This window comes from Duncaniella dubosii (assembly GCF_004803915.1).
Classification (GTDB): Bacteria; Bacteroidota; Bacteroidia; order Bacteroidales; family Muribaculaceae; genus Duncaniella; species Duncaniella dubosii.
The window spans coordinates 306758-332284 of sequence record NZ_CP039396.1; the positions used below are offsets into that span (position 1 = coordinate 306758).

Genomic DNA, 25527 nt, shown 5'->3' on the forward strand with positions numbered 1-25527 from the left:
GTAACTCCAAACTCTCATCCGAATCAGCCACAAGGCCATAGAACCATACCAAACCGATTATGAAAAAACTACTATCTAAGGAACTGATCATCGGAGCAAGCGTATTGCTATCGCTGCTAATCCTCTTCTTCGGAATTGACTATCTGAAGGGAATCAACGTGTTCAAGTCGGCTAACTACTACTACGCATCCTACACCAATGTGGCCGGCCTTACACAGTCTGCCCCCGTGACGCTCAACGGCTACAAAATCGGCCTCGTCCGCGAAATAAACTATGAGTATGACAATCCGGGTCATGTACTCGTGGAAATCAGCCTCGACAAGCAGCTTAAAGTACCCATAGGCACAAAGGCCGCCATTGTCACCGACATGCTCGGAACCTCAAGCATCGAACTGCGCATGGCTCCCGGAACTCAATATTATGAAGTCGGCGCTAAGCTCGAAGGCGAGACCACAGGAGGAATGGTCGACAAACTCAGCTCGGAACTGATGCCGTCGATCATGACCATCGCTCCTCACATCGACTCACTTGTCGTGGCTCTCACAGCAGTCACTACCGATCCCGCTCTTATCAGTTCAATCAAGCGCCTCGACAATATCATGGCTAATCTTGAGGTGTCGACAAACAATCTCAACTCAGCCATGAAGGGTGTCCCAATGCTAATCAACAATGCTAATGGAACAATGTCGAATGTCAAGGAGATTTCAGCCAATCTGACACAGATTTCATCGGCTCTCGCCGTGCTTTCCGAAGACCTGAAGGATATGCCCCTCGACTCGACCATGCGCAACATCAACCGCATCACTTCGCATCTCGATCTCGCGACCGAACAGCTTAACTCAACCAATTCGACCCTCGGTCTGCTTCTCAACGACCCGTCGCTCTACCACAACCTCAACAATTGTGCTGCGGATGTCGACACTCTCCTTCTCGACATCAAAAAGCAGCCCAAACGCTACATCCCACCGATTAAAATATTTTAAATCATAGTATAGTCTTAAATATCAAAGGCTACACAGCCCTCCTAAACTTATCATCCGCACCATGCCGTCCGGCTCATTCCGGACGGCATGGTGCATTTTTATAACATATTCAACCATGATTAAGAGTAACGACTATTCAGCGAATAGCTACTATAAAACAGCTTAAATCAACAATAATTCAACACATCATGTTAAATTTCAGACCTATGCGCAATTTTATCATCATAACAGAATAGGAAATCTCAATTTTTTCGTTATCTTTGTGCGATTAGTTACACGACTAAAGCGTCGGCAAGACAAACCTACAATTATCACAGTTAACTATCGAAAAACGAGAAAAACTTTAACCTGTCTGCTAATGCACGAGAACTTCAATACATATTATGACAACATCGACCATTCCTTCTGGCGTAATCTTTGCGTAGAAGAAGGTGCGATATGTCAATTCTCAAAAGGAGAAGAATTCATATCAGCCGGCGAAGTGGCCCGGTATATCGGATATATCAAAAGCGGAGCGTTAAAATATGTCGCATATTCAGCCGATGGTACTGAGCATGTTGTCGGTCTTGAATTTGCCGGAGGATTCGTCGCTGACTTCCCCTTTTCATTGCTCGGCGAAAAGTCGCGCATATCAATTGTTGCAGTCACAAACTGTGAGATATTCTGCATACCGACCAAGGATGTTGAAACACGGTTGGAGACCGACGAATCACTGCGCGACATTGTAGCAGCCACAAATGTTGCTCTTTTCGACACTCTCTATGACCGCTATATAAGCCTTCACACAAAGAATGCGCAGAAACGATACGACGAACTCATCACAAAACATTCCGATCTATTCGCGATATTCCCTCTCAAGGACATCGCATCATTCCTCAACATCACTCCAACCCATTTAAGTCGTCTCAGAAAATCAGACTAATTAAGCAGCCAATTAACTTATCTATTTGCGTAATTTCAACATTTGTTGAGAGATTTTTCATTTTTTATTGCGAAGTTTGTGATATTATTCCAACCAAAATGAACCATCGTATCATCATATCCTACCTGTCCGGCATAATTGCCCTTTCAACAATGGCCGAGACGGTTATCAGCGGAAAGATAAAAACCGCCGATGGCAGCCCTGCGGATTTGGTCACAATCGTCGCTTATCCATCAAACTCTCCAAAAAACATACTGACCTCGGCTTTCACTGATGAAAACGGCTGCTTTGAAATAACCGTCAACCACGGTTGCGACAGTCTCCTTCTGAAAGCGTCGGGGATTGAAATCGCACCCATCCAGATTACAGTCCCCAACCGCAGCGGCAGCCATGACATCAAAGTCGAAAAACGCACCGTAGAGCTTAAGGAAGTGGTCGTGAGATCAAAGAAAGTCTATTCGCAAGGCGACACTATCAACTATAACGTAGCGTCGTTCCTCTCTCAGACCGACCAATCGGTTGCCGATGTGCTTCGAAAAATGCCGGGCATCACCGTTTCGGATGCCGGACAGGTGTCCTATCAGGGCAAGCCTATCAAAAATTTTTATATAGAAGGACTTGACCTAATGAAAGGGCATTACGGTATAGCCACAAACAATATCGACCCCAACAACATCGCAACCGTGCAGGTGCTTGAAAACCATCAGGACATAAAGGCACTCAAAGGACTGCGCCCTGAAGAGCAGGCATCCATCAACCTGAGGCTCAAAGAAGGAGTCAAGGGCGTGTTCAACCTTATTGCAACACTCGGAGGCGGCTACGGCGACGAAGGACTCTGGAACAACTCCGCGATAGCAACGTATTTCCGACGCAACAGCCAGTTTCTTGCTACATACAAAGGTAATAACACCGGCGAGGATTTATCGCAGGAACTCTATTCCTTCGATAATGATTATTCACGCACAAACAACATTTCGTCGATATCCATGCCGTCAGCTCCCGGTATCGACAAGCGATTCTACTATTTCAACCGCTCGCACAACGCCACATTCAACAATGTATATCGTGTAGGCAAGTCCGGCGAGTTCGGTATCAACGCCGCTTATCTGAACGACCGCGACACGAGACAAAGCTATTCATCGACTACCAATTATCTGCCTGACGGCGGAATGAACACCGTTGACGAAACAATGTATGGAATCGCACGAATGCAGAAAGCATACGGTGATTTTACATATATGAACAACGGAAATGAAAACTATCTCAAAGAGCAGCTGAAGTTTGACTGGAGCACAACCGACGCCGAAAGCAGAATTCTTGCCGAAGGCGACAAAATCAGTCAGACAGGAAAAACTGATACATACCGCCTTCTGAACAAATTCCATGCAACACACCGCAATTACGCCGACCGTGGATTTGAGATCTCATCGCTTATCAACGTGGAAAAACGTCCCCACAGTCTTTCGGTATCGCCCAATCTGTTCACAGAACTGATACCCGGAGGTATGCTGTATCAGCACGTGGATTTCAGAAACATATCCACGGAAAACAGTGCCGGATTACTTTCGGCCTTCAAAATCGGCAATTTCACCCTCCACCCGTCAGCGATAGTCAACTACCACCACAATTCACTCGAAAGCCGTCTTGATGCCGTCGGCAACAATCTCGCTCTCGATCATCTCGATGCAGGCATGGGGGCTGAAATAATGTTCAGCGCTCGAAAAATCCATGCCTCGCTATATATGCCGATGAAATACAGACTATTCCTGTTAAACAACAGACTTGACGACAACATTACCGACAAAAATCGTTTACGCGTCGAGCCGTCGCTCAACTTCTCCTACAAATTAAACAGCAGCCATAACCTCAAAGCATCGGCAATGCTGAACTATATGACACCATCGATTGAAACTCTATATTCGGGTCACATACTGACATCTTACCGTCAGTTGTCGGCTTACGATGTGGCAGGGCTTTACGAGGGTATGAATCAGCACTACTCTTTAGGATATGATTTCAAAAATATTCTTTCAATGAGCTTTGCCGGAGCGGAGGTTTATTGGAACAGACAATCGCCCGAAGTGCTTTACGGTTCGTACTATGACGGGATGGTCCAGCATACCATCAGCAGACGTACAAAAGAAACGGGCGATATGCTTTCGGCTAAAATCCATGCAAGTCAGGGATTTGACTGGCGACGGCTGAAAATCGGAGCCTCGGTTACATACTCCTATTACGACAGTCCGTTGCTCATTCAGGACGAGGTGTTGCGCTACTACGGCAACAGCATAGGAGTGAACGCCGACCTCAGCCTGACACCGTTCAAATGGCTGGGTGTGACTTATCAAGGCAATTATTCACAGTCGGCGACACAGCAGAAAGGCTACGACAGATTTCCGTGGCTGCGCACTGTAACGAACAAGGCTTCTCTCGACTTTACGATTCCCGGAGGTGTTACACTGACCACATCGCTCTACCATTACTACAACAATTTCAACGACGGTGACAAGTCTTTCCTTCTGCTCAACACCGAGGCGAAGTACACCATAAAGCGTTTCAGTTTTATGCTGTCATGCGACAACCTGCTAAACCGAAAATCGTATATCTACTCTAACCTGTCAGCTCTAACTGAGTCAAAGGCAATCTACAACATACGCGCTCGCAGTGTGTTACTCAAAATCCGATGCAGAATATTCTAAAATACACCGTTATGAAATATCTTTTATCACTACTTTTTGTTTTCATGTGGATAACAAGTGCTGCACAGGAAACCTGCTCACGAATTATCGACCGGGCTACGCCTGTAGATACCGCCCGATATAAGGTGACATATTCGTTAAAATACAAATTCCACCCTGACCAAAAGGACATCTTCAACGACACGCGAATCGTACAGATTGGCAAACGCAATGTCAAAGATTACAGCGACATAATCAATCACTTCGATTCGTTGGCTACTGAGCAAATCCGTCGTGGAGCTGATTCATATTCCAATGTGTCGGGTAACCCGTGGCCTTTGGAAATCATCAGACCCATACGCGGTACTACTGCGGATTTGAAATATCGCCTCTCCATATCGACATTTCTTGACTATTCCGATTCCGTCCCTGTAATCAAATGGGAGTTCTTACCTGATGAAATCGAGTCTATTCTCGATTATGAATGCAGTAAAGCCTCCTGTGAGTTTGCCGGACGAAAATACACGGCGTGGTTCACATCTGATATACCTTTGCCATTCGGACCTTATAAATTCGGAGGGCTACCCGGTCTTATCCTAAAAATCGAGGATTCAGAACATCAATATGTCTGGGAGGCAATAGGTTTCGAGAATACAAACGTTCCGATAAGAAGCGGTTAATTTATTGATATACAGATGGGTATAATTCTAATCCGTACAAGTGACGTGCATTTTCTACGTTTGTAAGTAGTTAACCGTCTGCTGCTTAAATCGTTACAAGCCGCATTTGCCAAACCGACAACAGTGACTCAATACAAAGTTAGCCATAATCTCCCGATTATCAAAGTAATATCCAAATTTTAACATTCATAGTCTTGCTCCGCGCCGTACAAAACTGGCGAAAAATGAGAAAAAACGATTCTCTACAATAATCACTCTGATTCTCTGATAAATCGGGTTATTCGCTCGTTGACGATACGGGTGTAGTTGCGCTTAGCTTTGTCTGGGAGGTCGCTTTGGGCAATGAGTTTTATTGCGCCATCGGGTAGGGAGGTGTACTTGTTGAGGATTTTATCCATACGTCTATTTACCAAGCCGATTTTGTTGCCGAATCTTTCAAAGTCAAGACGGCAGGGATGACCGGTTCTTTCAAATACATCACTTTTCTCAATGTCGGGTGATAGTCCTCCGTCAAGCCCAAGATCATCTCCGTTCACATGAAGGCTGGTGTTCAGAAGGTCGTATGCGGGAGCTAAACGGTAATCTTGCCCATTAAGAATCAGTGAGAAATTTTTAAGGTGAGCATCGCCGTTTGCATAAATATAGTTGAATACGACTAATTCAAAGAATCGTTCCATATCAACCATCCATGCGGCAACGTTTGCCCGAATTGCCTTGGCAATATCCTCGTAGCTACCATTATATTTGAAATGAAGGCCGGCGGTCTGTTCGTTTTTGCCGACTAACGAAGCGAAATCTTCCATCGGCAGTTTTGAGCTGTCGGGCAGAATATCGAAACGGCGTGTGATATATACCGGCTGACCTTTGGGTGTGAAACACAATCCATTAGCTGCTGTATGTATGCCATAGACCTGCGATGCTATCTGCATGGTCAGATGCTCATTAGCTGGAATAAGTTTGCGATCACGAAGCGTTTTATCCCAAGGTGCAGGTTTCAGGATATGAGTAGAGCGTTCATCGTCCCCCGCAATTCTGATTTCGCCCGATTTAATTATTGCAGGGAATTTTTCTTGCACACCGGAGACAGAAATACGGTGCATCGCATCGGCAATCTCACCGGCATTTCTAAATTCATCAATATCAAAATTGAGAATAGGATTTACCTTTACTCCGTTAAAGAGCATTTTTGTCGCTTTGGGGCTATATGTATTAAAGCCATCTAAAAGTAGGGACGGACAGTTTTTTATTTCAGTCATTGTTAATCCTCCTTATATTTACCGCTCCGATGAAGTCTTTGTCGGCCATAGCTTCAAGAATCCCGAAAAAATCATTCTCATCAATTCTTAGCGAACGGCATATAACCCGTCGATTGGCTCCTTCAGGAACCATATTAGAAAAAAATGGGAAAAGATGCTCGGAATTGAATGCGGTGCTTTGCTTGGGTAAAGTCGCTGAAATCGGAGGCAATGCGGAATTTATATAGTCTTCTTTGTACTGGAACGTATAGTCTGCACCGGGATATTTTTCAGTAAGTATTCCGGCTTCTGTATCATTGTAATATACTGCTAATTCTCTCATCTGTCAACGGTAATTATATAGTCTGTCGTACCTTATAATCTATCTCAATACCAAGCACTTCAAGAATCTTCTTTACGGTGTTTAGTGCAGGATTTCCCTTGCCACGCTCAATATCCTTGATTGTGGCAACTCCGACCTGCGCCATTTCAGCGAGATCCTGTTGTGTGAGGGATAGGATTTCCCTACGTTGCTTCATTATATCTTTAAGCTCCATAGTATGACATAGTGAACTTTTGTGCAAATATAGCAAGAAATCCTGACGCAACCAAATAAGAGTATGATAGGGTCAAGCCGAAATCCCGGTGCATATGTTAAATTGAGTAGACCGAAGTGTTAAATATTCAAGCGTACAGTTTGACCAGGCGGAAGATGAAGAAGTCTCGGTCTCTGACGCCGCGCATTTGCGAGCGGAAAATCTTGACTTTAGAGTTGAATGCTTCGGCGGAAGCATTGGTCGCACGACGACGGAAGTAGTTCAGGATAGTTGGGGCGTGGTTCTTGAATGTCTTGATGACAGAGCGGAAATTGTTGTTACCCAATGCCATTACCTTTTCATACCACTTGTTCATCCGACCCATGGCTTTTGTCGGTGAGATTTTAGCGTTGAAAATCTTGCGCAGCTCCATCGCAAGGCTGTATGCAGCCTTCAATATTGGATAGTATTTGAACAGTATGTTGACACGATGGCGCTGTATGTCAGACCATTTGTTCTGCGATATCATCAGCGTATGCTTGCTGCGGGCCAGTATCTGGCGCATGGTCTCTCCGTTGGAGTACGTTACCGGCGGTTCGGACTTGTCGCGGTTGTTTTCCTCTGCGATGAGCTGTCGGCGAATGTCGATGCGGATTTCGTCAACGGCCTCATTATAGACCTGTTGGACATGAAAACGGTCGTTGACAACATGGGCGTTATAGAACACTTCTGCGGCGATAAGCATCATTGACGGCGAAAGATCGCAGGTCACTTCCTTGACCCTGCGTCTGATTGATTTCCCCATAGCTCCGATGAGTATGGATATAATTTCGTCACTCTTTGTTCCAGGAATGGCTGCCGCAAGTGTTCCCTTGCATCCGTGGCCGTCCTTGTTGGTCAGGAACGTCCATACCTCGCCGTTGCTCAGACACGTCTCGTCAAGGCTCATGTACGGACCAATATTGGCGGCATTGAAATAGAACCCACAACCAAGCTCCCGGTCGCACCAGTCGGCGTAACCGCTTATCTTATTGCGGTACAAGTCGGCAAAATGTTTGCCGTTGACGCAGTACATCTGCGCTATATGCTTAATCGACAGGGCTGTCGTCTCCACCTTCATCTTTTAAAAAAGCCACAAACTCGGAGCTGAGTCGTGTGCCTTCCTCGTTGGGGAGTTCGAGGTTGTATGAGAATATATCATTGGTCTGCTTGTCCCACCACTTATTCTTGCGCATGTGGAGATATACGGGGCGACCTCGAAGCGGATAGTCCTGTATTGTAACGTATTCCGTATAGCCTCGCGCGACTATGTTCGGATTACGGCAGTCCTCGTCAGAGAGTTTCTTTTTCTCATCAAGCCATATGTCATATGCCTGTTCTGTGCGTTCGAAGCGCACCATCTCAAACAGTTCGTCCAGCCCCTGGGGCAAGAACATCCAGAATGCTTCCGATGTTTTCATGACACAAATTTAACAATTTACGAGAAATTACATGCACCGGGATTTCGGCTTGGCCCGTATGATAAAGCATACTTTCATTAATACAGTTGCCCAGTAAAAGTATTTGGAACGAATAGAGTATTATATGTTGTACTTTTATGAACGAGATTAGGCGTAAAGTATTCATATTCTAAAAATAATTTGGTTGAATTGTGAAAAAGTATTAACTTTGCGCCCACAAATTCTGAAACAGATGTTTAGACAGCATTATAATATACCAACTACAACAGGCATTCAGAGCTTAAAACGCTCCGAAAGCATGCCTTGTGTGCTGTCAGCAAATACTACATCATTACGCGGAAATTCCCGACTGCGTTGTTTCAGTGGCTCTACCGAGATAAATTAATCGTCAAAACAGACGAACTGAAATACACCAACTGTCGGAAAGTCTTTACCAACTTCCCGACAGTTGTTTTTTGTGTCCATATTGGTTTAACCTTCTCCACCACGATTAGCTGCGGACACAGTAAGTACTAACGTTTCAACAACTAAACAAAAAATGTATGAAAATCCAATACGCATCTGATTTACATCTGGAGTTTCATGAAAACTGCAGATGGCTCAAAGATAATCCCTTGTTGCCCGTCGGCGACGTACTCGTTCTTGCCGGTGACATTGGTTATCTCGGAGATGAAAACTACGAACGGCATCCGTTCTGGGGTTGGTGTGCCGAGAACTTCCGGCAGACAATAGTCATTCCCGGTAATCACGAGCTCTATAAAGGTTTTAACATTAACGAGCTTCACGAAGGTTGGCAACTCAACATTCGCCCAAATGTAAAGGCGGTCTATAACTGTGTTATTCCCATATCTCAAGATATAGAGCTTATAGCATCTACTCTTTGGGCAAAAATTCCTCCCTACGAGGAATTCCAGACCGAGCGAGGTGTAACCGATTTCCATAGAATACGCAACGGACAGTTCCGACTTTCTACACAACGTTTCAATCAGGAACATGAAATGTGCCGCGAATTCATTGAGCGGAGTGTTGCTGAAAGCAACGCTCAACACGTGATTGTCGCAACTCACCACGTGCCGTCTTTTGCGCTGATGGCTGATGAGTTCAAAAGAAGTCCAATCAACGGCGCATTCACCGTGGAATTGGGCAACTATATAGCCGACAGTCGTATAGACTATTGGATATACGGTCATTCACATCGAAACATAAACAAAATAATAGGCAATACCCGGTGTATATGCAATCAGTTGGGCTATACATTCCACGGAGAGCAAACCAGTTTCCGCCGGGATGCCATAATAGAAATTGAAGACAATGAACTACAAATTTGACGGGGATAAGGTGTTTTTTACATCGGATACCCATTTCAATCATACCAATATCATCCAATATTGTCAGCGTCCTTTCAAAAGCACTGATGAGATGAACGAGGCGATGATAGACAACTGGAATAGTGTTGTCGGTGAAGACGATACATTGTTCCACCTTGGAGACTTTTGCCTTGGAGGCGCAGAAGAGTGGAATAAGATTCTTAATCGACTCAACGGCCGGATTTATCTGATTCTCGGTAATCACGATCTCAAAAACATCAGGCACGGTTTTATCGAACGCTTTGAACATGTTGCAATGGCGATGCGCATAGAGATAGGGAAAAAGAAAATCTACCTCAGCCACTATCCCTACCTGTGTTTTGAGGGAGGGTACAATGATGACGTGTGGCAGTTGTTCGGACACGTTCACACTCGCCCTTCCAATACCGGAATAGATGCCAGGCGTCTCCAGTATCTTTATCCGACTCAACTTGATGTCGGAGTTGACAATAACAATTTCACGCCCTTGTCATTCGAGCAAGTCAGGACAAAAATCCTGAAACAAATCGAAACAACAAGGAAGTAAATCTGAAAAAAGCTCCAACCCCACAATTATCGGTTTGGAGCTTTTTGCATAATGATTATCGAAAATCAATTTGTCTGAGAATCCTCCGAAGAGATCTTCTCTCTTTTCTTTCTCTTGTCAAGTTCGGCATATAGTGCCGGGCGGAGTTTACGATTGTATTCTTCAATCTCCTTTATTCTTGGAGAATCGGGAGGGATGATTTCATATCTACCATCAAGTCCAGATTTAGGCTCTACAAATACTGTATCGCCATAGTGCTCCTTTAACCGTTGGCTTACTTCGTCACGGGAGATTTCGCCCTTTACGTTTCTGATTGCCAAATCAAGCAAAAACGCTGAAACCTTCAGTTCGGCTGCACCTTGCAGTCCGATACTGGTAAGCCACGCATCAGCCTTATCTTTTATTTCAGGGTTTTCGCTATGCGACAACTCCACAAGCTCCTGATATTTCTTACTATATTCCATTATTGTTATTAATTCCTTTATTTAGTATGTCAACAATTTTTTGTTCTTCACCATGACCTACTGTTGAAAGCCGCAGTAGTGGAAGACCGAATGATTCAAGGATTCTGTCTTTCATGCGGTCTCTTTGAAACTGTTCAGTCTTTTCATTATGGAAGCTATAACCGTCTGTCTCAACCGCAAGAAGAGGCTCTTTCGTAACTCGGTTGATGACTAAAAAGTCAATATGCGTTGATGGATGCAGAGCATATTTTCTCTCCCGTTCTGATAAGCCCTGTGTATCGTTTATAAGATACTGCATAGGATAATGACAAAGAGCCTTGATGTGAGACAGGTGAGGATAATTTGTTCGGATATTCTCAATTAAATCAAAAGTCAGATTTTCCGAATCGTATTCAGATACAGGCTCATTATCGCGATTATAAGCCTGAATTTGAGAAAAAAGATAATCAAAGATTGAACGAAGTTTACTCTGTATAACAATCCCTTGCTGATATTTGATGTAATTGATTAGATCATGAATATTACCGTTAAGTTCCTGTGGATTACCGGTTACAACAAGGCAAAATTTGTTTTTAGCTCGAGAGACTGCTACATTCAGAAGGTTAGCGTTATCGGCAAATTCAGTAATAGAATCATCCGTAACACTCATAATTATGGTATCTTTTTCTCGCCCTTGATATTTATGCACTGTCGCTACTTCAATTTCGGGAATCTGATAATGAAATTGATTAACCTGACTATTGTATGGTGCGATTATACCCGTATCCTTGAAATTATCAAGCAACGGCATTAGCTCAATTTTCACTGCATCGATTTCACGTTGGTTATAATGACCTCTGCAATGCTGTCCGGGAGCGGTCGTAAGAACTAACAGATGTTTCTTGATATCGCTCCGCTTTGTCATGATGAGCAGATTTCCGCCATAGAATTTCTGATTGCAAAAGTTGATTATATCGGGATGACAACGATAATGTTCACGAAGTAGCGTCTCCGGAACGTTAGGAATTGTCGCTAATACAGAGCTTAAGAAGCTGTGATTGGAGGCATCATATGAATCGGAGATATTTGTTGATTTCCTAATCTCATCCATTTTTAATCTATCATCTTCGGTAATCACGTTCGGCAGTTGCATGGTATCTCCTACAATAACAGCATTTCTCGCGCATGTCAGAGCTAATAAGCCGGTTTCAACTGAAACCTGAGATGCTTCGTCCATAATGACATAGTCAAAGATGGTGTCACTATTGAAGCAGGTCTTTGATGAGAATGTGGTACTAAGTATAATAGGATAATCGGCTAATACAGATTCCCCATTGTTGAATAAATCCTTTACAGAATCTATGATTGGTCGTTCTGCCTTATATCGGTGGGCTAAAGAGGCTTTAAGGACTTCCATTGAACTTTCAGTCAGAGACTTCATTAAGGCATCAGCATTAAGTTGAGATAGATTGGTTTCTAAATCATCAATCTCAGATCTAAGTTCATGGACTCTACGTATATAGAACAGCCAGTTGAGCAGTAAGATAATCCGGGAAATTGATTCTGCTGTCAATTCGTCCTTTATGTCAAATGATAATCTAAGGCGTAGTTCAAGACTGAATTTATCAAAAAGACGTTTGAAACGATTCAAAAGGCCATTTGAGTCATGTTGATATTTTGAGAATGTTTTTATTCGACTTAATATTTTGAGAATCTTGGATGAGGATGTCTTGACTTCTTTATTGCTGAATTTATCGGGATGCTCTTGTTTATAATGAGACATTTCTACTTCTACCTCAGCTAATTCCTGACGGCATATTGCCAGCCTTTCCTGCATATCGAAGATGTTCTCAACTTTCTCAAGGCTGTCTTTGACTTCATGATATGCACGGTTTGTCTCCATTGTGGTCTTGTTCCACGTTTGAATTTGCGGATTCAACGGAGGTTGATTTGCAATAAAAGCTTCTTTATTCTCTTTTTTGCCTAATGAAGCAACCAGAAAATCGAGCCCATTTTTAGCGAGTTTTTCCAATACATTCTCTGTCGCGGAGTTATTACTGGAAACCACTAAAACAGATTTCTTATCTCTCAACAGGTTCGCGATAATGTTGAGAATCGTCTGAGTCTTACCTGTTCCCGGAGGTCCTTGGATAACACTTATCTGATTGGTTAGAGCTGCTTTCACAGCTCGCATCTGACTTGAGTTGCAACCAAAAGGGAATAATGGAGTTTCAAGATTAAAACGTTTTATACCCTGATTGGGGTTAATATAACTGGATGCAACGGTTGATTCATCAACAAAATCAATTCGGGCATAAACCGATGATAATATTCCTTCTGACGATTCATCCTCCACATTAATCCCAAGAGTATTTATTCCCGCACATTGTTTAAGATAATCAAACACGTTTATTGCCTCACCGGTCAAACATGAACGACGAATGTCAACCTCGCTTCCTGAGTAATGTTTGACAAAACCTTTACTATAAGTTATAGCATAATATTTAGTTGTATTTTGGGCAAACAAATGAACTGCCTGAATATTCTTTTCCTTTATGCCATTGACAAAAATGTGACAGTTCTCAAAATCTATTGTGATCGGATTTGTTAGCCACAAAACATTGTCTCTTGAGTAAGAATAGATTTTATCAGTATTCTGAAATTTGATGGCGTATTTATAACCGTCAAGTCGGATGGAATCAACCTGATATGTCTTGTCCACCCCATTGATTATTATGATATGATTTTCGAGATTCATCTGTTACTATGCCTACAAAGTTACTTGATACCGTTCAAAAACAGAGGTTATTTCATAATTATCCATCTGCCGGTTTTGTCAGATCCCTCTCTTTTGATAATGCCAAACTCTTTCAATTTTTTAAGATTTCTTTTTACTGTAGCGATTGATTTATTTAATTGATTAGCAATGTCAGAGTAAGTCGCTGAAGGACTACCTTTAATTATATTATATATTGAATGAAGATTCTTTTCAAGAGTCTCTTCTCCTTTTACAGGGTCATTTACAGGGTCATTTACAGGGTCATTTTCGTTACCATTAAGCAATGCCCGAGAGATACCTTCTTCTCCTTCATGGCAGGGGATACGGACGAGGAATGAAAGACAGTCTTAAAATTTATCGGTAGTGTCATGATTCAGTTGTTAAGTTGGGCGAAAATTATCCAATAATTTCTTTAGTGAGGATTTCCCACCAGCCGTTACGACGACCGTTGCGACGCACAATGATTCCTTTCTCGACGAGGGCTGACGTAATGGTCTTGACTGTGCGCTCTGATTTACGAATTGTCGAAGCCATTTCCTTTTGGGTCATCTTGGGATTGGATTCTATACAGCGGAGTATGGCTGTTTCCTCCAAAGTGCAGTCTAAAGTACAAATATTGCTCTTTGGACTATCTTCGGTTGCACTTTGAATTGCAGGAGCAGGAAGGGAAGCTCCGACAAGCATATCACGGTTGCGTAGTTCATTCTTTTCGCCGAGAATCACATTGCGCAGGAATCGCTCCAAAATTCGGTTGTGGGAGTGATATTCAACCCTTTATATGATGCTCTGACGAGTGCATTGCGAAAATGCCATGAATGTTCCTTGAACATATCGTTGGTTGCCGGAATACCCATCGAGCGGAGATACTTTATGAGGAATACCGCAGTTGTGCGAGTATTACCCTCACGAAAAGGATGGATCTGCCACAGGTCTGCGACAAACTGAGACAGATGCTTGATAATCTCAGCCATCGGGCGATTTGAATAGTCAAACTCTTTCTCCCGTGACAGGTCATATTCGATAGCTTCGCGTAAGTCAATAGCAGGCTGATAACTTACGGAGGCACTACCTCCAAGCACCCATTCTTTCTTACTTAGTTCGACCTGTCGCAATTGTCCGGCAAACTTGAATACACCGTCAAAGATACGCCGATGAATAGATGTAAGCCCAACTAAAGAGAAAGCAAACGATGGTTCACTGAGAATCTTTGCAATGTTGACGGAAGCCTTGTCTCCCTCTTCATCCACAGCATCATGTCCCGACTTGGTCTCATAATAAACCTTGATGCGGTCGCGAGCCTCATCAATGGTAATGTCACCCTCGATATGCTGACGCGCAGTGTCAAGGAGATAGGTCGAAACCTTCAACCCATCCACATCCTGAAGACCGATTGCCGTTTGCCAAGCATCCGCCCTCTCTTTCTGTTCCGGTTCACCGTGGACTATGTACTCGTCAAATTCGCTCATATATTGTTCTCTTAAATGATACTACTCTTATTTCTGTATAATAGTTAGAACGGCAAATCTTCAGCAGAGGTCTCATGGTCTCCAAAAATAAATAATGAAGTTGACATATTATATCGTTTTAATAAACTATTGATGCCTTGCAACACGTCAGGTTGTAATAAAATTGGATTATGGGAGTATTCTTTGTAAATTAATTCCGCATAGACACGTTCTATTGTTGGAAAGCTATTAATTACGTCAATCCATTGTAATGCTTTTTCGGATGTCTTTGAATTAATGAGAAGTTTGGCTAAACTGTTACAGTAGATACCATGAGTACGTTCATCTTTAAACACACATTCTGCAACCTTTTGTGCGACATGGGATGCATCAAGACCATCGGCTTTAATCATTTGATATCTACCCAAGAAGCCATAAGGAATAATGTCTTTTTTTATAGGAATACATAATTTGTTTTGTCCCAATGCTATTCCAACCTCTTGATCACACCAACTACTATATCTAAATCTTTTTACTAATATGGCGCAAAGAGCGTTCATTGAAAATAGAGCATCAGTTAGAATCGAGGACCATTCTTTAGATGGTTCTATGTCTTCGTGGGCTACAAAGCCGTGAATCCCCCATTTCTCTAAGCAGACTTTAAGATTCTTCGCCGAGACTTTATTTTCTGAGATATGACTTATGAAAAGACGAAAATAATCCAGACCCCATATAGGTTCTGTTGTAGGTGTATAAACGGTAGCATCATCGTATGGTACAATGATTATTTTGTTAATTACAAGCGACTCATTGCTCTTAAGAGCATTATTGAATGCATCAGTAATATCTTCTATAATTATATTTTCGTCATCACCTTTTATTTGAAGATATTGTTCTACCGAAACCTTTAATTCGATGGTAAAGTAGTCAATTCCACCGTTCCAATTATCGTGATTATCAAAAATTTCATATAGATTCTCCTCTATAAATAGTTCAAAAGCCTTTTGATTCTGATATTTCAGAAAATTGTGGACGGTTCTATAATATGTCTTGAATACATCTAACATAATAGAGTTTACATAAATGTTTGCATGTCGAGGACTTTTAAGTTGCCTGTCTTATCAAACATGAAGTTACCTTCATTCAAGTCAATTCGTCCTTCGGGACATATACTAAACAATTCATCATATGCGTTTTCTATGAATTCAAAGAAAACAGATACATTATGTATCCGTGTGGATATTTGTTTATTTGAGAATTTTATGAACGTGTCCTCATCGTCATTGATATGCGATATATAATTTTTACACAGCATTATGCAACGATTGATTTTAGCGAGTTCTTTGTTCTTGTATATTGACCATAGATCGCTCCAAGTTAGAAATTTGCAGAGTGAGCTATCTGGAAAAAGAGAAAACCATGCATGTCTAAAGTCGTTAAAAGCATCATTAACCCATTTTTGTTCTGATGATTTATATAGTTGTTCCATAATAATCCATGTGTACATTCGCTCCTCACTGACGGAGTAAAAGTCTCCCATAGATTCAATATTACATAGATATTTACAATGATGACCTTGAAGAGCGTTGCATACAAACACCTCTTGTGAATCAGAGGTTAATTTCAGTGCTTTGCCTTCAGGTAGAGCAAAGGCAACCCCGTGATTACCAGTCCCAAGTAATCCTATAAACTTAATATGAGGATATTTGAGAGAAAGTTCCTGTTTTAATTTATCGATTTTCTCTTTTTTCATTTTTACAAGTTTTCATCTATATCTCTATCAGCATCATCTATGTAATCGTCATCTTCATATTCATCATTACATTCATCGTCGACCCAATTTTCAGACAATTTGATAGTTTGGCTCTTGGTTGAACAGATAGAGGCAACTGAGAGACTTGCATGACTATAGGCAAGTCTGCAATCTGACCTGAAAGTATACAAGCCCCTACGGGAAGTATTGGCAATGATTCAATCGAAATCTTATCTAAATAAGCAACAGCCTTCTCTATCATCTCCACATCTCTATTGTTGACAAGACGATGGATTAGGTAATTATGCAACTGAGAAACAATGGTAGGAGATATATCCGATGGGCGTTGGCTTGATATTGTTAAGAAAACTCCAAATTTGCGTCCTTCTTTAATAATTTCTTCATAAGTCTCAAGTCTATAATCTTTCCAACTCTCTGTTTCTCGCTTAGATTGAGTAGAAAGGATATTATGGGCTTCATCTATAATAATGTTCAAAAATCGCAAACTCCCCTTTGTCTTAACTTTATGTTTGCGATATAATGACATCGAAATCATTAAAGGAATTAGTTTTTTTAATTCAATCTTTAAATCATTGAGATTTATGATTGAAATATTGTTCCCTTTAAAGATATCCGTATCATTGCTAACATCAAATACATTAGGCATGTCTGCAATGAATGATTCAAGTCGCCTAACAACGGGAGCAATATGCTCATTATTAGCTCTATTCTCAACAACGTCCATTATTAAACGAAGGTAAAGAAATGCGACAAATCGTTCAAGTGGATTATTTGGAATCTTGTATTCCTCCAACATGGAGCTAAGCACTAACCGATTGATATTTTCATCGTAGTTGTCTGAATCAAGAAAAATCTTTGTTCCTATAATATGTATTGAACCAGTATTATATAGATCAATGCCATCAAAAACAGATTTATCTGCCCAATCTTCAGTCAAGCCGTTTATCAGTATTTGGTTGATTAAGTCGAGTAGATATCGTTCTCTTTGAACATCTTTAAGTAATATGATATCTCTGATAAATTTCTTTTAAGTACATGACAAAAATTTGAAAACATCGAATTTAGTAGTATAAGCCGGACGCAGAAGTATGGTCGCAATCTCCTCCAAACCATACTTGACAAGCGACTTTGCCTTTCTTCCATGTTTCAGAATCCTTATCGGTTTAATATTTATATCTTTATGTTCACCAACGAGATACGCCCATACAAGAGCCATGCAGACCATCGCCGTAAGACGAGCGATGCGGTTGATGTCGCGCAGGTGGGTGTCCTCGATGTTGAAGCCGGAGGATTTCATAGCTCTGAAGCATGTCTCAATCTGCCATCGTTGTTTGTAAGTGGCAACGGCCTCTTCGGGGCGGTTATAACAAATCAGAATTTGCAGTTCAGGCACGCCATCGGAGTTTTTCAGCAAGGCTCCGGAAATATAGACATATTCCCCTTTGAGGAGAAACAGCTTGTCGTAGACACGTTCCTGGCCGAGCTTAAGACCGTGAAACAGATGCCACGCCCTGACATCCTGGCAGGATTTGGGATTGCGCAACCAAAAATTCTGTTTAATCCGCAGATAGTATCGGATGCGTCTGTTGTTGAGATATTCGACCCATTCCTTGCCGACAAACTCGCGGTCGGCAACAAGAGAGTCGATACACTCGGCTCCGAACAATCGTATAAATCTATCAATCAGCCACGTCCGTTCTTTCCAATTGGAATTGCCGCGTTTGTCGAGCATGGTAAAGAGCAGAGGAAAGGCAACACCCTTGTAAGTGACACCAAGCATAAGGATATTGATGTTGACCTCACCGAATTTCCAGTTGGTGCGGTCAAGGCTCAGGACCAGTCCTGTCTTGACGGGCAGAAGAGCAAATATCACTTTGGCGATAAGGTCAAGGTTGAGGGCATATCCGGCAAGGAACCTTTGCAGACGGCGCAGGTTGGAATCACGCTCCACACACGTAGGCATTGCAGATGCTATCTTGTGGAGACTGACTGTCTGCACAACGCAAAGTGCCTGAAGAACAAACGCAAGCAATTTTATGCGGGCAAGATTCATTACCGAGCCAAGATGCTCTTGCATAATCGGGACAATTTGATTAACTTTGCCATTGTCCCTGAGAGTTGTCGTAACTTTCATGGAAAAAGCGGTCAAACTTTTCTTTAAAGTTACTAATTTTCAGGGACTTTTACAAGTAATAACTAATTAAAAATCAATCATATAACTGACAAAAATTAATTTTTGTCATCTACTAAAAAATTTCTTTATCAAATTCTTAAAGTGATTCTCAATTTCTTCGTAGGTCTCGTGTTGAGTTACTCTATTATATAGTCTAATTGTTCTTTTAAGAAACGGTTGCTGAGTTTTTTCCGTTGCGTCAGAAAGAATACTAAGGGTTTCCAGACGTATTAAATCATCTAATGAAATAGGCAGCTTATCTTTTGTTCCCGACATAGAAGACAAATTGAAAATAGTCTTTGATGGTGTTATAACGTCATTGGATGAATATTCACCATTGAAGTCAAATAGAACAAATCTCGCTGTTTCTTTGAATTTTTTATACTGACCCATTTTTGCAAACAGCTCTTGATAAAGCTTTGCAAGTGTATGACTTTTCCCACTACCTGTGTTTCCAAAAATTCCAACATGTGATGCAAAGAGTTTATCGATACTTATCTCTACAGGTATATTTTCATCACTTATGATATGGCCTAGATTTATGGCAATCTCATCGGGAGCAGCAAATCTATGTATTAACGCAAATTCCTCATTGTCCAATAAATAGCAAATGTCACCAATCAGTGGGATTTCTTTAATACCTTTATGATACATAGATCCATCAAAATACCCAATGATTTTTACGATTAGGAAGCGGAATAATCGATCCTCTTGACTATGATAATCCTCATTAATGTGATTCTCCTTAAGAAGCTCTCCCTCTACTTTTGCAACGAGGCGATTAAATCCCTTCTTGATTTTGAGATAACTGCCGACAGATACATTCTTCACCAACTGGCCTTGATAAAGAATATGTGATAAGTTTTTATTCTTATCTACTTTGATGGTTATTTCGCGACCATTTACAGCATAAATCTCTCCAATTCTAAAAATTGAATCTTTGAGGCAATTTTGTTTTGACATAATTATTCTACGATAGCCCGAAGTTTATTGAACACAACGTTATTCAGCACTTTTAAGGAGAATGGTTGAAATGTTACCAGTTGCTTGCTTTTCGTCTTGCCATCTTCATCCATTTTAATCTTCTGTATCGTTCTAAAACACTGCTTATCTAGTATCTCCCGCGTCTTTTCATCTTGTGCTTCATAGTATAGCTGTGGAGACATAATCTGAATGTTATGGTTTATTGCACTTCCAGCTAAGCTTAGATTATTTTCAATCTCCATCACCTTTTCGTCTGTATATGCAAATACTATTATTTGAAGTGTTGGATTTGTATTTGCAGCTCGCATAGTTATCTTTGCGATGTGTTCGTCGGCGAATGAAAAACCGGAAACAAATAAGATTGCGTTAGTTTGTTCCAAGGCGTTTGAAAAACGTCTCATCAATTCATAAAAGTGGGAATCAATAACGCTCTCTTTGAATTTTGTTTTACGGGGATGTATCATAACGAGTTCTTTATATGTATCCATGAACTCAGTGATTTCCTTTGGCAAAACATAGTCATCCCCCTGTGCTATGTTTTCTGCCTTCTCCTTTAGTGAATCAATTGTTTCCAATGGAGCAATTTTAGAAATCAAATGTCCCTCTGGCACCTTTTTTAGACAATCCTGAATTTTACGGATGAGATCAAGTGGCCTATCATAGGTTAGATAACCAGATTCTATAGTAGATTCTATCCAATTTATGGAACCATGGATCTTAATATAGTTGAATATAGGTATCTGTGCAAGATTTTGATATATTGGGCTAATCTTAGTCAAGACATTATTAAAGCTATCCTCTCTAAATATAGGATGTAAATGCCCATGGAAACCATCGTTGAACTCCAATTTTAATTTTTCAGCAGCGGTCTCAACAAGATTGTCGATGTTGGTTGTAAAGATATTAACTGTCTTATCTAACAAAGAAGTTGAACGATGTGACATTATTGCATTCCATATTCTCAAAAATTCAGAATAGTTTGAAATAACAATGTCATATTTCTCTTTCAGTTCACCAGTAATATGTTCAGTAATACAAGGATACATAACAGAACTAAAATACTCTGCAAATAAAGATGCCTCAACAATCTGTTTAAGCTTGTTATCTTTTATTTGTTGTGCGTTGGTCAACAATCGTTCTATTGAGTTTAGTGTGGATAAGAATGGACATGACAATCCTGACCCAAATAAAAAATTTATATGGGATGATTGTACTACGTTCCGTAACTGTCCAAGTTGACATATATTCATAACTGTGCGTTTTTTCTAATAATCTCAATTTTCGATGTAGTCCAGGTCTTCTGGTTCTTCGTCGCCATACACGAACTCTGGTTCTTCTGCAAGATTGGAACCTGCGTCACCAATGGAATAGGCGTTGGTCCTGACCATGACATTCTGGAGTTGGGCGTAGCTCCAAATTTGATTTGCCATGCGGGGAACGATGCCTTCGGTGCAACGGCGTTCGAGTGGATGATATGCACCAATCTTTATACGGAGAGTGGGGTAATTCGGGATATATTGACCGTCCTTCGTCACCTTCGTACGTGAGCCGAACGAGATGCGCTCAATGTCATAGTAACCGTCGATGGTGTTGTCGATGAGAGGCAACAGATACTTAGCTTCAGATATATCACCTCCGGGCATATTGAGCATAACATAAGTCGCGCCCTCTGCCTCGTGGTTGTAGAAGAGTTGATAGAGCTTCGCAATATTATTACGTCCGTATTCACCTATTTCTTCCTTACGCACAAGGCAAGTTAGGAACTTGCCCATGCCACCGGGACTCTCAATGTCGCCTTTGCGAGAGCGTTCTACACTGAGACTGTCCGAAGGATCCTCGCCGAGTTTCACAGGAACTACATAGAAGTTCTCGCCGAGCGAGGTCAGCAAGCGGTCGTTGTCAGCCGGGAACTCCCTATCGAGCGCGAGCGAGAAAAGCTGTTGGTTCTCGTAAGGTCGGAAAGTCTTGCCGAGGGTTTCCTGAAAGTGCGCTTTGAAGTAGGACGAGGCATCGACATCGGGGTGAGCTGCCAGAGCGTAAAATTCGAATTTCTCTTTGAGCATATCCTGTACGGCACGACGAAATTTGTCGCGAACGCTGTGCCGCCACGCGGCTTTTGTCCCAGCATTGTTGCGAGCGTAAAGCGCAAGCACAAAGAGAAAATTCACATCGTAATGCGAGAGCAACAGCGTGTCGCGGTCGTAAAGTCGGTTCTTGAACTGACGGCTGACCGGCGGCTGATTGGGATGCGGCTCGGTATAATCTTCATACGACAGGGTTTTCTTGTCGATGGAGGCTGAGATGAAGAAGTTAGGGATAACATTGTAGCCCTCGGTAACTTCATCGAATAGTTGTATGCGCTCGAATGGGTCGGCCATGTTCGGCTTGTGTGGCTTGCCATTGAGCCATATATCAAGATTCCATTGGATTACATTACGCGCATAGGTGCGCTGTTTGTAGATGGATTCCTTACCGAGCGAATTGCCGATTTTATAATACTTGGAATCGCCGATGTAGTAAATATCATCGTCGGCTTTATCGTCAATGAGCAGACCGTCGTAGGTATAGAAGTGGTCAACGAGCTTACCATCATCCTGTTCTTTCAGGCCACGCGGTATGTCGGTGTCACCGATAAGTTCGTCAATCATCGCCTCGAAGACTATGTGGAATGATTTCACTAGCAAGTATTCGCTTTGCGAGGTATTGACGCGGATTTTGTATGTCTTATCGAAGAAAGCATAACACAAATCCCAAAGTTTGACGGCGGTGTCAGAGAAGTATTTATACTTTATCTGACGCAGGCGTGTACGCCCGAAGCCGTCAAGGTATCGCTTGAACTTGGCACCGGTGATGAGCTTGAAACCGAAGTTTATGTTTGAGCGGAAGCCGTATGTGTCCGATATGTATTGCAGAATTGAGAAGAAGATTACAATGAGTTCTTCATCGAAATTCACCTGACGCTTTTTGTTGACCGGGTTAAGGTAGGTCGGGCTGCTGTCCTGAACAATGGCCGTAGTCCGGGCAATGGTCTTGCCCCAGTTTATCTTGTTGAAGCCGGAGTGCAGGTTCTTCAGTATGAAAGTGAAGAACTGCTGATTTTCCTTATTGAAGCGTATTAGCGAAAGGATAACATCAAGGAGCGTGTTGCTCTTTTTCTTGTGCGAGCCTTTCCCCTCGTCTTGAATCTGGCGGTGGAGAACGATTTCGTTCTTCTCGTGCGAGTCGTTGTAGACTACTATTGCGCGGTGAATCCACACGGCAAATTCGTAGATGAACTTGCGGTGCTTCTCGTCCATTTTCGCATCGTCGAGGTGGATAAGGTCTTTCGGCTCGTATTCGCCAAAGACCAATCCCTGCTCGTCGATAAGCACTTTCGGGAGAATGAAAACTACGTCGCGAACTTCGGGGTGCGGATTGTAATAATACCCAACGTAGCTGACCGACACTTTCTGCTCAACGTCTTGCAGGGTAAAAAGCCCGTCAAGCACGTTTTCAACGTCGGCTACGTTATATTGGTATTCTTCAATCAGTAGTTTCATTCAGACACTTTTTCGATGTGGATGCCAAGGTCAGAGCTATTTACAAGGTTCATAAACTCCCTGATGCGGTTCGCATTCCATTGATTTGTGATATAAACCTTTTCGCCATCTCCGGTTGTGACGGACCAATAGCGGTCGCGCTGATTTGGTAAATCAGCGATTCGAGCTTCATATTCTGATGTAGAAAGAATGAAGTAAGGAAGCTGCGGGTTTACAGCATTCCATTTCTCGATTACTTGTGTGGCGGTAAGCGAAGGATTTGCTTCGACGTATTTTCGGAGAGAGCGAAGTACTGTCTGACGCTTGTTATTCTTACCCTCGCCATTTATGGAGTAACGAGATAAATCACGTTGGCTTTGACTATTTTCCGAGGCTTCGCCATCTAAAGGTTCTTCGTCTTCGATTGAGTTAATGTCAATCTCGACGATATTGAGGTTTAAGTTGGCAATGAAGTTGCCAAGAGCTTCTGAGTCCTCGAAGAAGTCGGTGAAGCGGAACGAGCGGTTGGCTTTCTTGTTTTTGAAAAGTTCACTCGATACGTCGAAGTCTTTGAATACGTCAGTCCAGAGATAGAACAGCACCTTGTTCAAGAAAACATCCTCGGAGATAATGCCGGTGGCATTATCGGCCTTGGCAAAGAAATAGCCCATCTGCTTGTCCGAAGATTCGGTAAGCGTATAGATTTCGGGGTTGATTTTGCCAAGGAATTGCCCCCAAGAATAGAGGTTGTCACCGATTTGGAATTTCCAATCAATCGGCTGCTGAGTTTTCTTGTCAAGGGGATTGTACTTGATAGGCATATACTTCCAGTTCCAACGACGCTTGAAAGCGGAGTCAATGGGGAAAAGCGACTGGTCGCTTGTGTTCATCGTAGCCCAAATGTAGAGATTGGGCGGCAGAAGCAAGAGTTTACCGTCAAGTATATCCTGGCCGAGCGAAACGGTCTTGCCGCTGTCTTTCGACAGTACGAAGGTGCGGATAGCTTCTTTCTGCTCGTCTGACAGTCCGGCGAATCCTTTGGAATCGGAACTGAGGAATTGGGCAATATCCTCGTCGGCATGGATGGCGTATGAAGAGCTACCCGCGTTGTTGCGGTCGAGCAACTGGAACAGGTCACCGAATATCTGGGCGCAGTTGCCACGGTTGATTTCCTCGATAACGAGAAAATACGGCTCGTCGAGATTGCTCCATGCCGCAACGTATGCTTTCAGAAATGCCTGCGGCACGTATTTGTAGACAATCTTCTTTTCGGTGCCGGGATGTTGCTTTGTTTTTGTAAGGTATTCACCGAAAGTTCCTTCCTTTGTCTGATATGTAGCCGACATAGGGACATCCTCCATCGTTGGCTTATATGCCCCGACAAATGAAGCATAGTCACTGTCCGGATGGAATGTTGTGCGTATCGCGCCAAACGTGTCAGTAGCTTGGTCGATGGAATAAGACTTGCCCGTACCCGGCGCGCCATAGTAAATCACCTGCAACGGCTCGTCAAGGGGGTTGCTGTGTTGATTATCGTTTCTTATTTCAAAATTATTAAAAAACGAATCTCTGTCGTTTCTGTTTGGCATATCGCTCATATAGTCCATGCAATTATCGGTGAGGGATACTATTTGATTTTCTATTTTTAGGATATGTGAGAAGTTGTTGATGGCATTTGTTACAATGTCAAGATTACCCATTTGATCATCGTAAATGTTTTCCAAGGCCTCTTTAATGGGGCTTGGGCCATTCTTCTCTACATAATGAAGTAACTCGCTGACTAAATACTTGGGGGTATCACTCGCTTTCAAACTTTTTGTAAAAGGATTTGGGGCATAGTACCACCTTATCCAGTGCGATAAATAGGTGCTTGCCTCAGCTTCGCTCAGGTCGTGAGTAAAACGAGGCGTGTACGTATTGTTCTCTTCACAATACAAACCAAGTTGGCAAGCTAACTGGTAAGCAGTTCTGAAATAATCGGGGAAAAGCGTTTGCTTATCCATGATGTCTCTGAACCGCTCTGA

At 42.3% G+C, this 25527-nt stretch carries 24 protein-coding genes; 6 read left to right on the forward strand and 18 right to left on the reverse strand.

Features of this window, described 5'->3' with window-relative positions; all coding sequences use genetic code 11:
• Positions 1-59: 59 nt before the first annotated feature.
• The 4 genes from E7747_RS01285 to E7747_RS01300 all read left to right on the forward strand — a co-directional run bounded on the left by E7747_RS01285 (position 60) and on the right by E7747_RS01300 (position 5263).
• A complete protein-coding gene (locus E7747_RS01285; protein WP_136413594.1) occupies positions 60-983 on the forward strand; it encodes an MlaD family protein in 924 nt (307 codons plus the stop codon).
• Between the two features lie 358 nt (positions 984-1341).
• Positions 1342-1905, forward strand: a complete 564-nt coding sequence (locus E7747_RS01290) for a Crp/Fnr family transcriptional regulator (protein WP_123613063.1) — start codon at positions 1342-1344, stop codon at positions 1903-1905.
• Positions 1906-2003: 98 nt separating this feature from the next.
• Positions 2004-4604 carry a TonB-dependent receptor gene (locus tag E7747_RS01295; RefSeq protein ID WP_136413596.1) on the forward strand — a complete coding sequence of 867 codons (2601 nt, stop codon included), beginning with the start codon at positions 2004-2006 and terminating at the stop codon, positions 4602-4604.
• 11 nt (positions 4605-4615) lie between these two features.
• Positions 4616-5263: a GLPGLI family protein gene (locus tag E7747_RS01300; protein WP_228449223.1), complete on the forward strand. Its 648-nt coding sequence runs from the start codon at positions 4616-4618 to the stop codon at positions 5261-5263.
• A 251-nt stretch (positions 5264-5514) separates the two neighbouring features.
• Here the strand turns inward: E7747_RS01300 and E7747_RS01305 are convergent, their stop codons facing one another.
• The 5 genes from E7747_RS01305 to E7747_RS01325 all read right to left on the reverse strand — a co-directional run bounded on the left by E7747_RS01305 (position 5515) and on the right by E7747_RS01325 (position 8494).
• Positions 5515-6519: a HipA domain-containing protein gene (locus tag E7747_RS01305; protein ID WP_136413600.1), complete on the reverse strand. Its 1005-nt coding sequence runs from the start codon at positions 6517-6519 to the stop codon at positions 5515-5517.
• Positions 6512-6841, reverse strand: coding sequence for a HipA N-terminal domain-containing protein (locus E7747_RS01310; protein WP_123618267.1), 330 nt, complete (start codon positions 6839-6841; stop codon positions 6512-6514). The genes E7747_RS01305 and E7747_RS01310 overlap by 8 nt, the downstream gene beginning before the upstream one ends.
• 13 nt (positions 6842-6854) lie before the next feature.
• Positions 6855-7055 (reverse strand): helix-turn-helix domain-containing protein, encoded by a 201-nt coding sequence (locus E7747_RS01315; protein ID WP_135040515.1) that lies wholly within the window; start codon positions 7053-7055, stop codon positions 6855-6857.
• Between the two features lie 127 nt (positions 7056-7182).
• Positions 7183-8154, reverse strand: a complete 972-nt coding sequence (locus E7747_RS01320) for an ISAon1 family transposase (protein WP_228449224.1) — start codon at positions 8152-8154, stop codon at positions 7183-7185.
• A complete protein-coding gene (locus E7747_RS01325) occupies positions 8123-8494 on the reverse strand; it encodes an ISAon1 family transposase N-terminal region protein (protein WP_136413602.1) in 372 nt (123 codons plus the stop codon). The genes E7747_RS01320 and E7747_RS01325 overlap by 32 nt, the downstream gene beginning before the upstream one ends.
• A 542-nt stretch (positions 8495-9036) precedes the next feature.
• Here E7747_RS01325 and E7747_RS01330 point away from each other — a divergent pair.
• The gene (locus tag E7747_RS01330) at positions 9037-9822 is read left to right on the forward strand and encodes a metallophosphoesterase (RefSeq protein WP_136413604.1); all 786 of its coding nucleotides are present in this window, start codon (positions 9037-9039) and stop codon (positions 9820-9822) included.
• Complete coding sequence (locus tag E7747_RS01335; RefSeq protein ID WP_136413606.1) at positions 9806-10387, forward strand: metallophosphoesterase; 582 nt, start codon at positions 9806-9808, stop codon at positions 10385-10387. Before E7747_RS01330 ends, E7747_RS01335 begins: the two co-directional genes overlap by 17 nt.
• Before the next feature lie 65 nt (positions 10388-10452).
• Here the strand turns inward: E7747_RS01335 and E7747_RS01340 are convergent, their stop codons facing one another.
• The 13 genes from E7747_RS01340 to E7747_RS01395 all read right to left on the reverse strand — a co-directional run bounded on the left by E7747_RS01340 (position 10453) and on the right by E7747_RS01395 (position 25203).
• Entirely contained in the window at positions 10453-10851 is a 399-nt protein-coding gene (locus tag E7747_RS01340; RefSeq protein ID WP_136413608.1) for an antitoxin VbhA family protein, read from the reverse strand.
• Positions 10841-13588, reverse strand: coding sequence for an AAA domain-containing protein (locus tag E7747_RS01345; protein WP_136413610.1), 2748 nt, complete (start codon positions 13586-13588; stop codon positions 10841-10843). The genes E7747_RS01340 and E7747_RS01345 overlap by 11 nt, the downstream gene beginning before the upstream one ends.
• Before the next feature lie 47 nt (positions 13589-13635).
• The gene (locus E7747_RS01350) at positions 13636-13893 is read right to left on the reverse strand and encodes a winged helix-turn-helix domain-containing protein (RefSeq protein WP_168185178.1); all 258 of its coding nucleotides are present in this window, start codon (positions 13891-13893) and stop codon (positions 13636-13638) included.
• A 112-nt stretch (positions 13894-14005) separates the two neighbouring features.
• Complete coding sequence (locus tag E7747_RS17340; protein ID WP_317130216.1) at positions 14006-14353, reverse strand: winged helix-turn-helix transcriptional regulator; 348 nt, start codon at positions 14351-14353, stop codon at positions 14006-14008.
• Positions 14329-15075, reverse strand: coding sequence for a Fic family protein (locus E7747_RS01355; protein ID WP_317130217.1), 747 nt, complete (start codon positions 15073-15075; stop codon positions 14329-14331). The genes E7747_RS17340 and E7747_RS01355 overlap by 25 nt, the downstream gene beginning before the upstream one ends.
• A 44-nt stretch (positions 15076-15119) precedes the next feature.
• Positions 15120-16121, reverse strand: a complete 1002-nt coding sequence (locus tag E7747_RS01360; protein WP_136413614.1) for a toll/interleukin-1 receptor domain-containing protein — start codon at positions 16119-16121, stop codon at positions 15120-15122.
• An 8-nt stretch (positions 16122-16129) separates the two neighbouring features.
• Positions 16130-16807, reverse strand: coding sequence for a hypothetical protein (locus E7747_RS01365; RefSeq protein ID WP_136413616.1), 678 nt, complete (start codon positions 16805-16807; stop codon positions 16130-16132).
• Between the two features lie 37 nt (positions 16808-16844).
• On the reverse strand, positions 16845-17765 hold the full coding sequence (locus E7747_RS01370; RefSeq protein WP_136413618.1) for an ATP-binding protein: 921 nt from the start codon (positions 17763-17765) through the stop codon (positions 16845-16847).
• A gap of 90 nt (positions 17766-17855) precedes the next feature.
• Complete coding sequence (locus E7747_RS01375; protein WP_136413620.1) at positions 17856-18962, reverse strand: IS4 family transposase; 1107 nt, start codon at positions 18960-18962, stop codon at positions 17856-17858.
• Positions 18963-19067: 105 nt separating this feature from the next.
• Positions 19068-19964, reverse strand: a complete 897-nt coding sequence (locus E7747_RS01380) for a helicase HerA domain-containing protein (protein ID WP_136413622.1) — start codon at positions 19962-19964, stop codon at positions 19068-19070.
• A 2-nt stretch (positions 19965-19966) separates the two neighbouring features.
• Complete coding sequence (locus E7747_RS01385) at positions 19967-21118, reverse strand: SIR2 family protein (protein WP_168185179.1); 1152 nt, start codon at positions 21116-21118, stop codon at positions 19967-19969.
• A 141-nt stretch (positions 21119-21259) separates the two neighbouring features.
• A complete protein-coding gene (locus tag E7747_RS01390) occupies positions 21260-23524 on the reverse strand; it encodes an LlaJI family restriction endonuclease (RefSeq protein WP_136413626.1) in 2265 nt (754 codons plus the stop codon).
• Positions 23521-25203 carry an AAA family ATPase gene (locus E7747_RS01395; protein WP_136413627.1) on the reverse strand — a complete coding sequence of 561 codons (1683 nt, stop codon included), beginning with the start codon at positions 25201-25203 and terminating at the stop codon, positions 23521-23523. The genes E7747_RS01390 and E7747_RS01395 overlap by 4 nt, the downstream gene beginning before the upstream one ends.
• Positions 25204-25527 lie beyond the last annotated feature (324 nt).

Excerpts from the sequence above, each read along its gene's own strand:
- E7747_RS01285 (WP_136413594.1), top strand. The coding sequence starts at position 60 with ATGAAAAAACTACTATCTAAGGAACTGATCATCGGAGCAAGCGTATTG.
- E7747_RS01290 (WP_123613063.1), top strand. The coding sequence starts at position 1,342 with ATGCACGAGAACTTCAATACATATTATGACAACATCGACCATTCCTTC.
- E7747_RS01295 (WP_136413596.1), top strand. The coding sequence starts at position 2,004 with ATGAACCATCGTATCATCATATCCTACCTGTCCGGCATAATTGCCCTT.
- E7747_RS01300 (WP_228449223.1), top strand. The coding sequence starts at position 4,616 with ATGAAATATCTTTTATCACTACTTTTTGTTTTCATGTGGATAACAAGT.
- E7747_RS01305 (WP_136413600.1), bottom strand. The coding sequence starts at position 6,519 with ATGACTGAAATAAAAAACTGTCCGTCCCTACTTTTAGATGGCTTTAAT.
- E7747_RS01310 (WP_123618267.1), bottom strand. The coding sequence starts at position 6,841 with ATGAGAGAATTAGCAGTATATTACAATGATACAGAAGCCGGAATACTT.
- E7747_RS01315 (WP_135040515.1), bottom strand. The coding sequence starts at position 7,055 with ATGGAGCTTAAAGATATAATGAAGCAACGTAGGGAAATCCTATCCCTC.
- E7747_RS01320 (WP_228449224.1), bottom strand. The coding sequence starts at position 8,154 with ATGAAGGTGGAGACGACAGCCCTGTCGATTAAGCATATAGCGCAGATG.
- E7747_RS01325 (WP_136413602.1), bottom strand. The coding sequence starts at position 8,494 with ATGAAAACATCGGAAGCATTCTGGATGTTCTTGCCCCAGGGGCTGGAC.
- E7747_RS01330 (WP_136413604.1), top strand. The coding sequence starts at position 9,037 with ATGAAAATCCAATACGCATCTGATTTACATCTGGAGTTTCATGAAAAC.
- E7747_RS01335 (WP_136413606.1), top strand. The coding sequence starts at position 9,806 with ATGAACTACAAATTTGACGGGGATAAGGTGTTTTTTACATCGGATACC.
- E7747_RS01340 (WP_136413608.1), bottom strand. The coding sequence starts at position 10,851 with ATGGAATATAGTAAGAAATATCAGGAGCTTGTGGAGTTGTCGCATAGC.
- E7747_RS01345 (WP_136413610.1), bottom strand. The coding sequence starts at position 13,588 with ATGAATCTCGAAAATCATATCATAATAATCAATGGGGTGGACAAGACA.
- E7747_RS01355 (WP_317130217.1), bottom strand. The coding sequence starts at position 15,075 with ATGAGCGAATTTGACGAGTACATAGTCCACGGTGAACCGGAACAGAAA.
- E7747_RS01360 (WP_136413614.1), bottom strand. The coding sequence starts at position 16,121 with ATGTTAGATGTATTCAAGACATATTATAGAACCGTCCACAATTTTCTG.
- E7747_RS01365 (WP_136413616.1), bottom strand. The coding sequence starts at position 16,807 with ATGAAAAAAGAGAAAATCGATAAATTAAAACAGGAACTTTCTCTCAAA.
- E7747_RS01375 (WP_136413620.1), bottom strand. The coding sequence starts at position 18,962 with ATGAAAGTTACGACAACTCTCAGGGACAATGGCAAAGTTAATCAAATT.
- E7747_RS01380 (WP_136413622.1), bottom strand. The coding sequence starts at position 19,964 with ATGTCAAAACAAAATTGCCTCAAAGATTCAATTTTTAGAATTGGAGAG.
- E7747_RS01390 (WP_136413626.1), bottom strand. The coding sequence starts at position 23,524 with ATGAAACTACTGATTGAAGAATACCAATATAACGTAGCCGACGTTGAA.
- E7747_RS01395 (WP_136413627.1), bottom strand. The coding sequence starts at position 25,203 with ATGGGTAATCTTGACATTGTAACAAATGCCATCAACAACTTCTCACAT.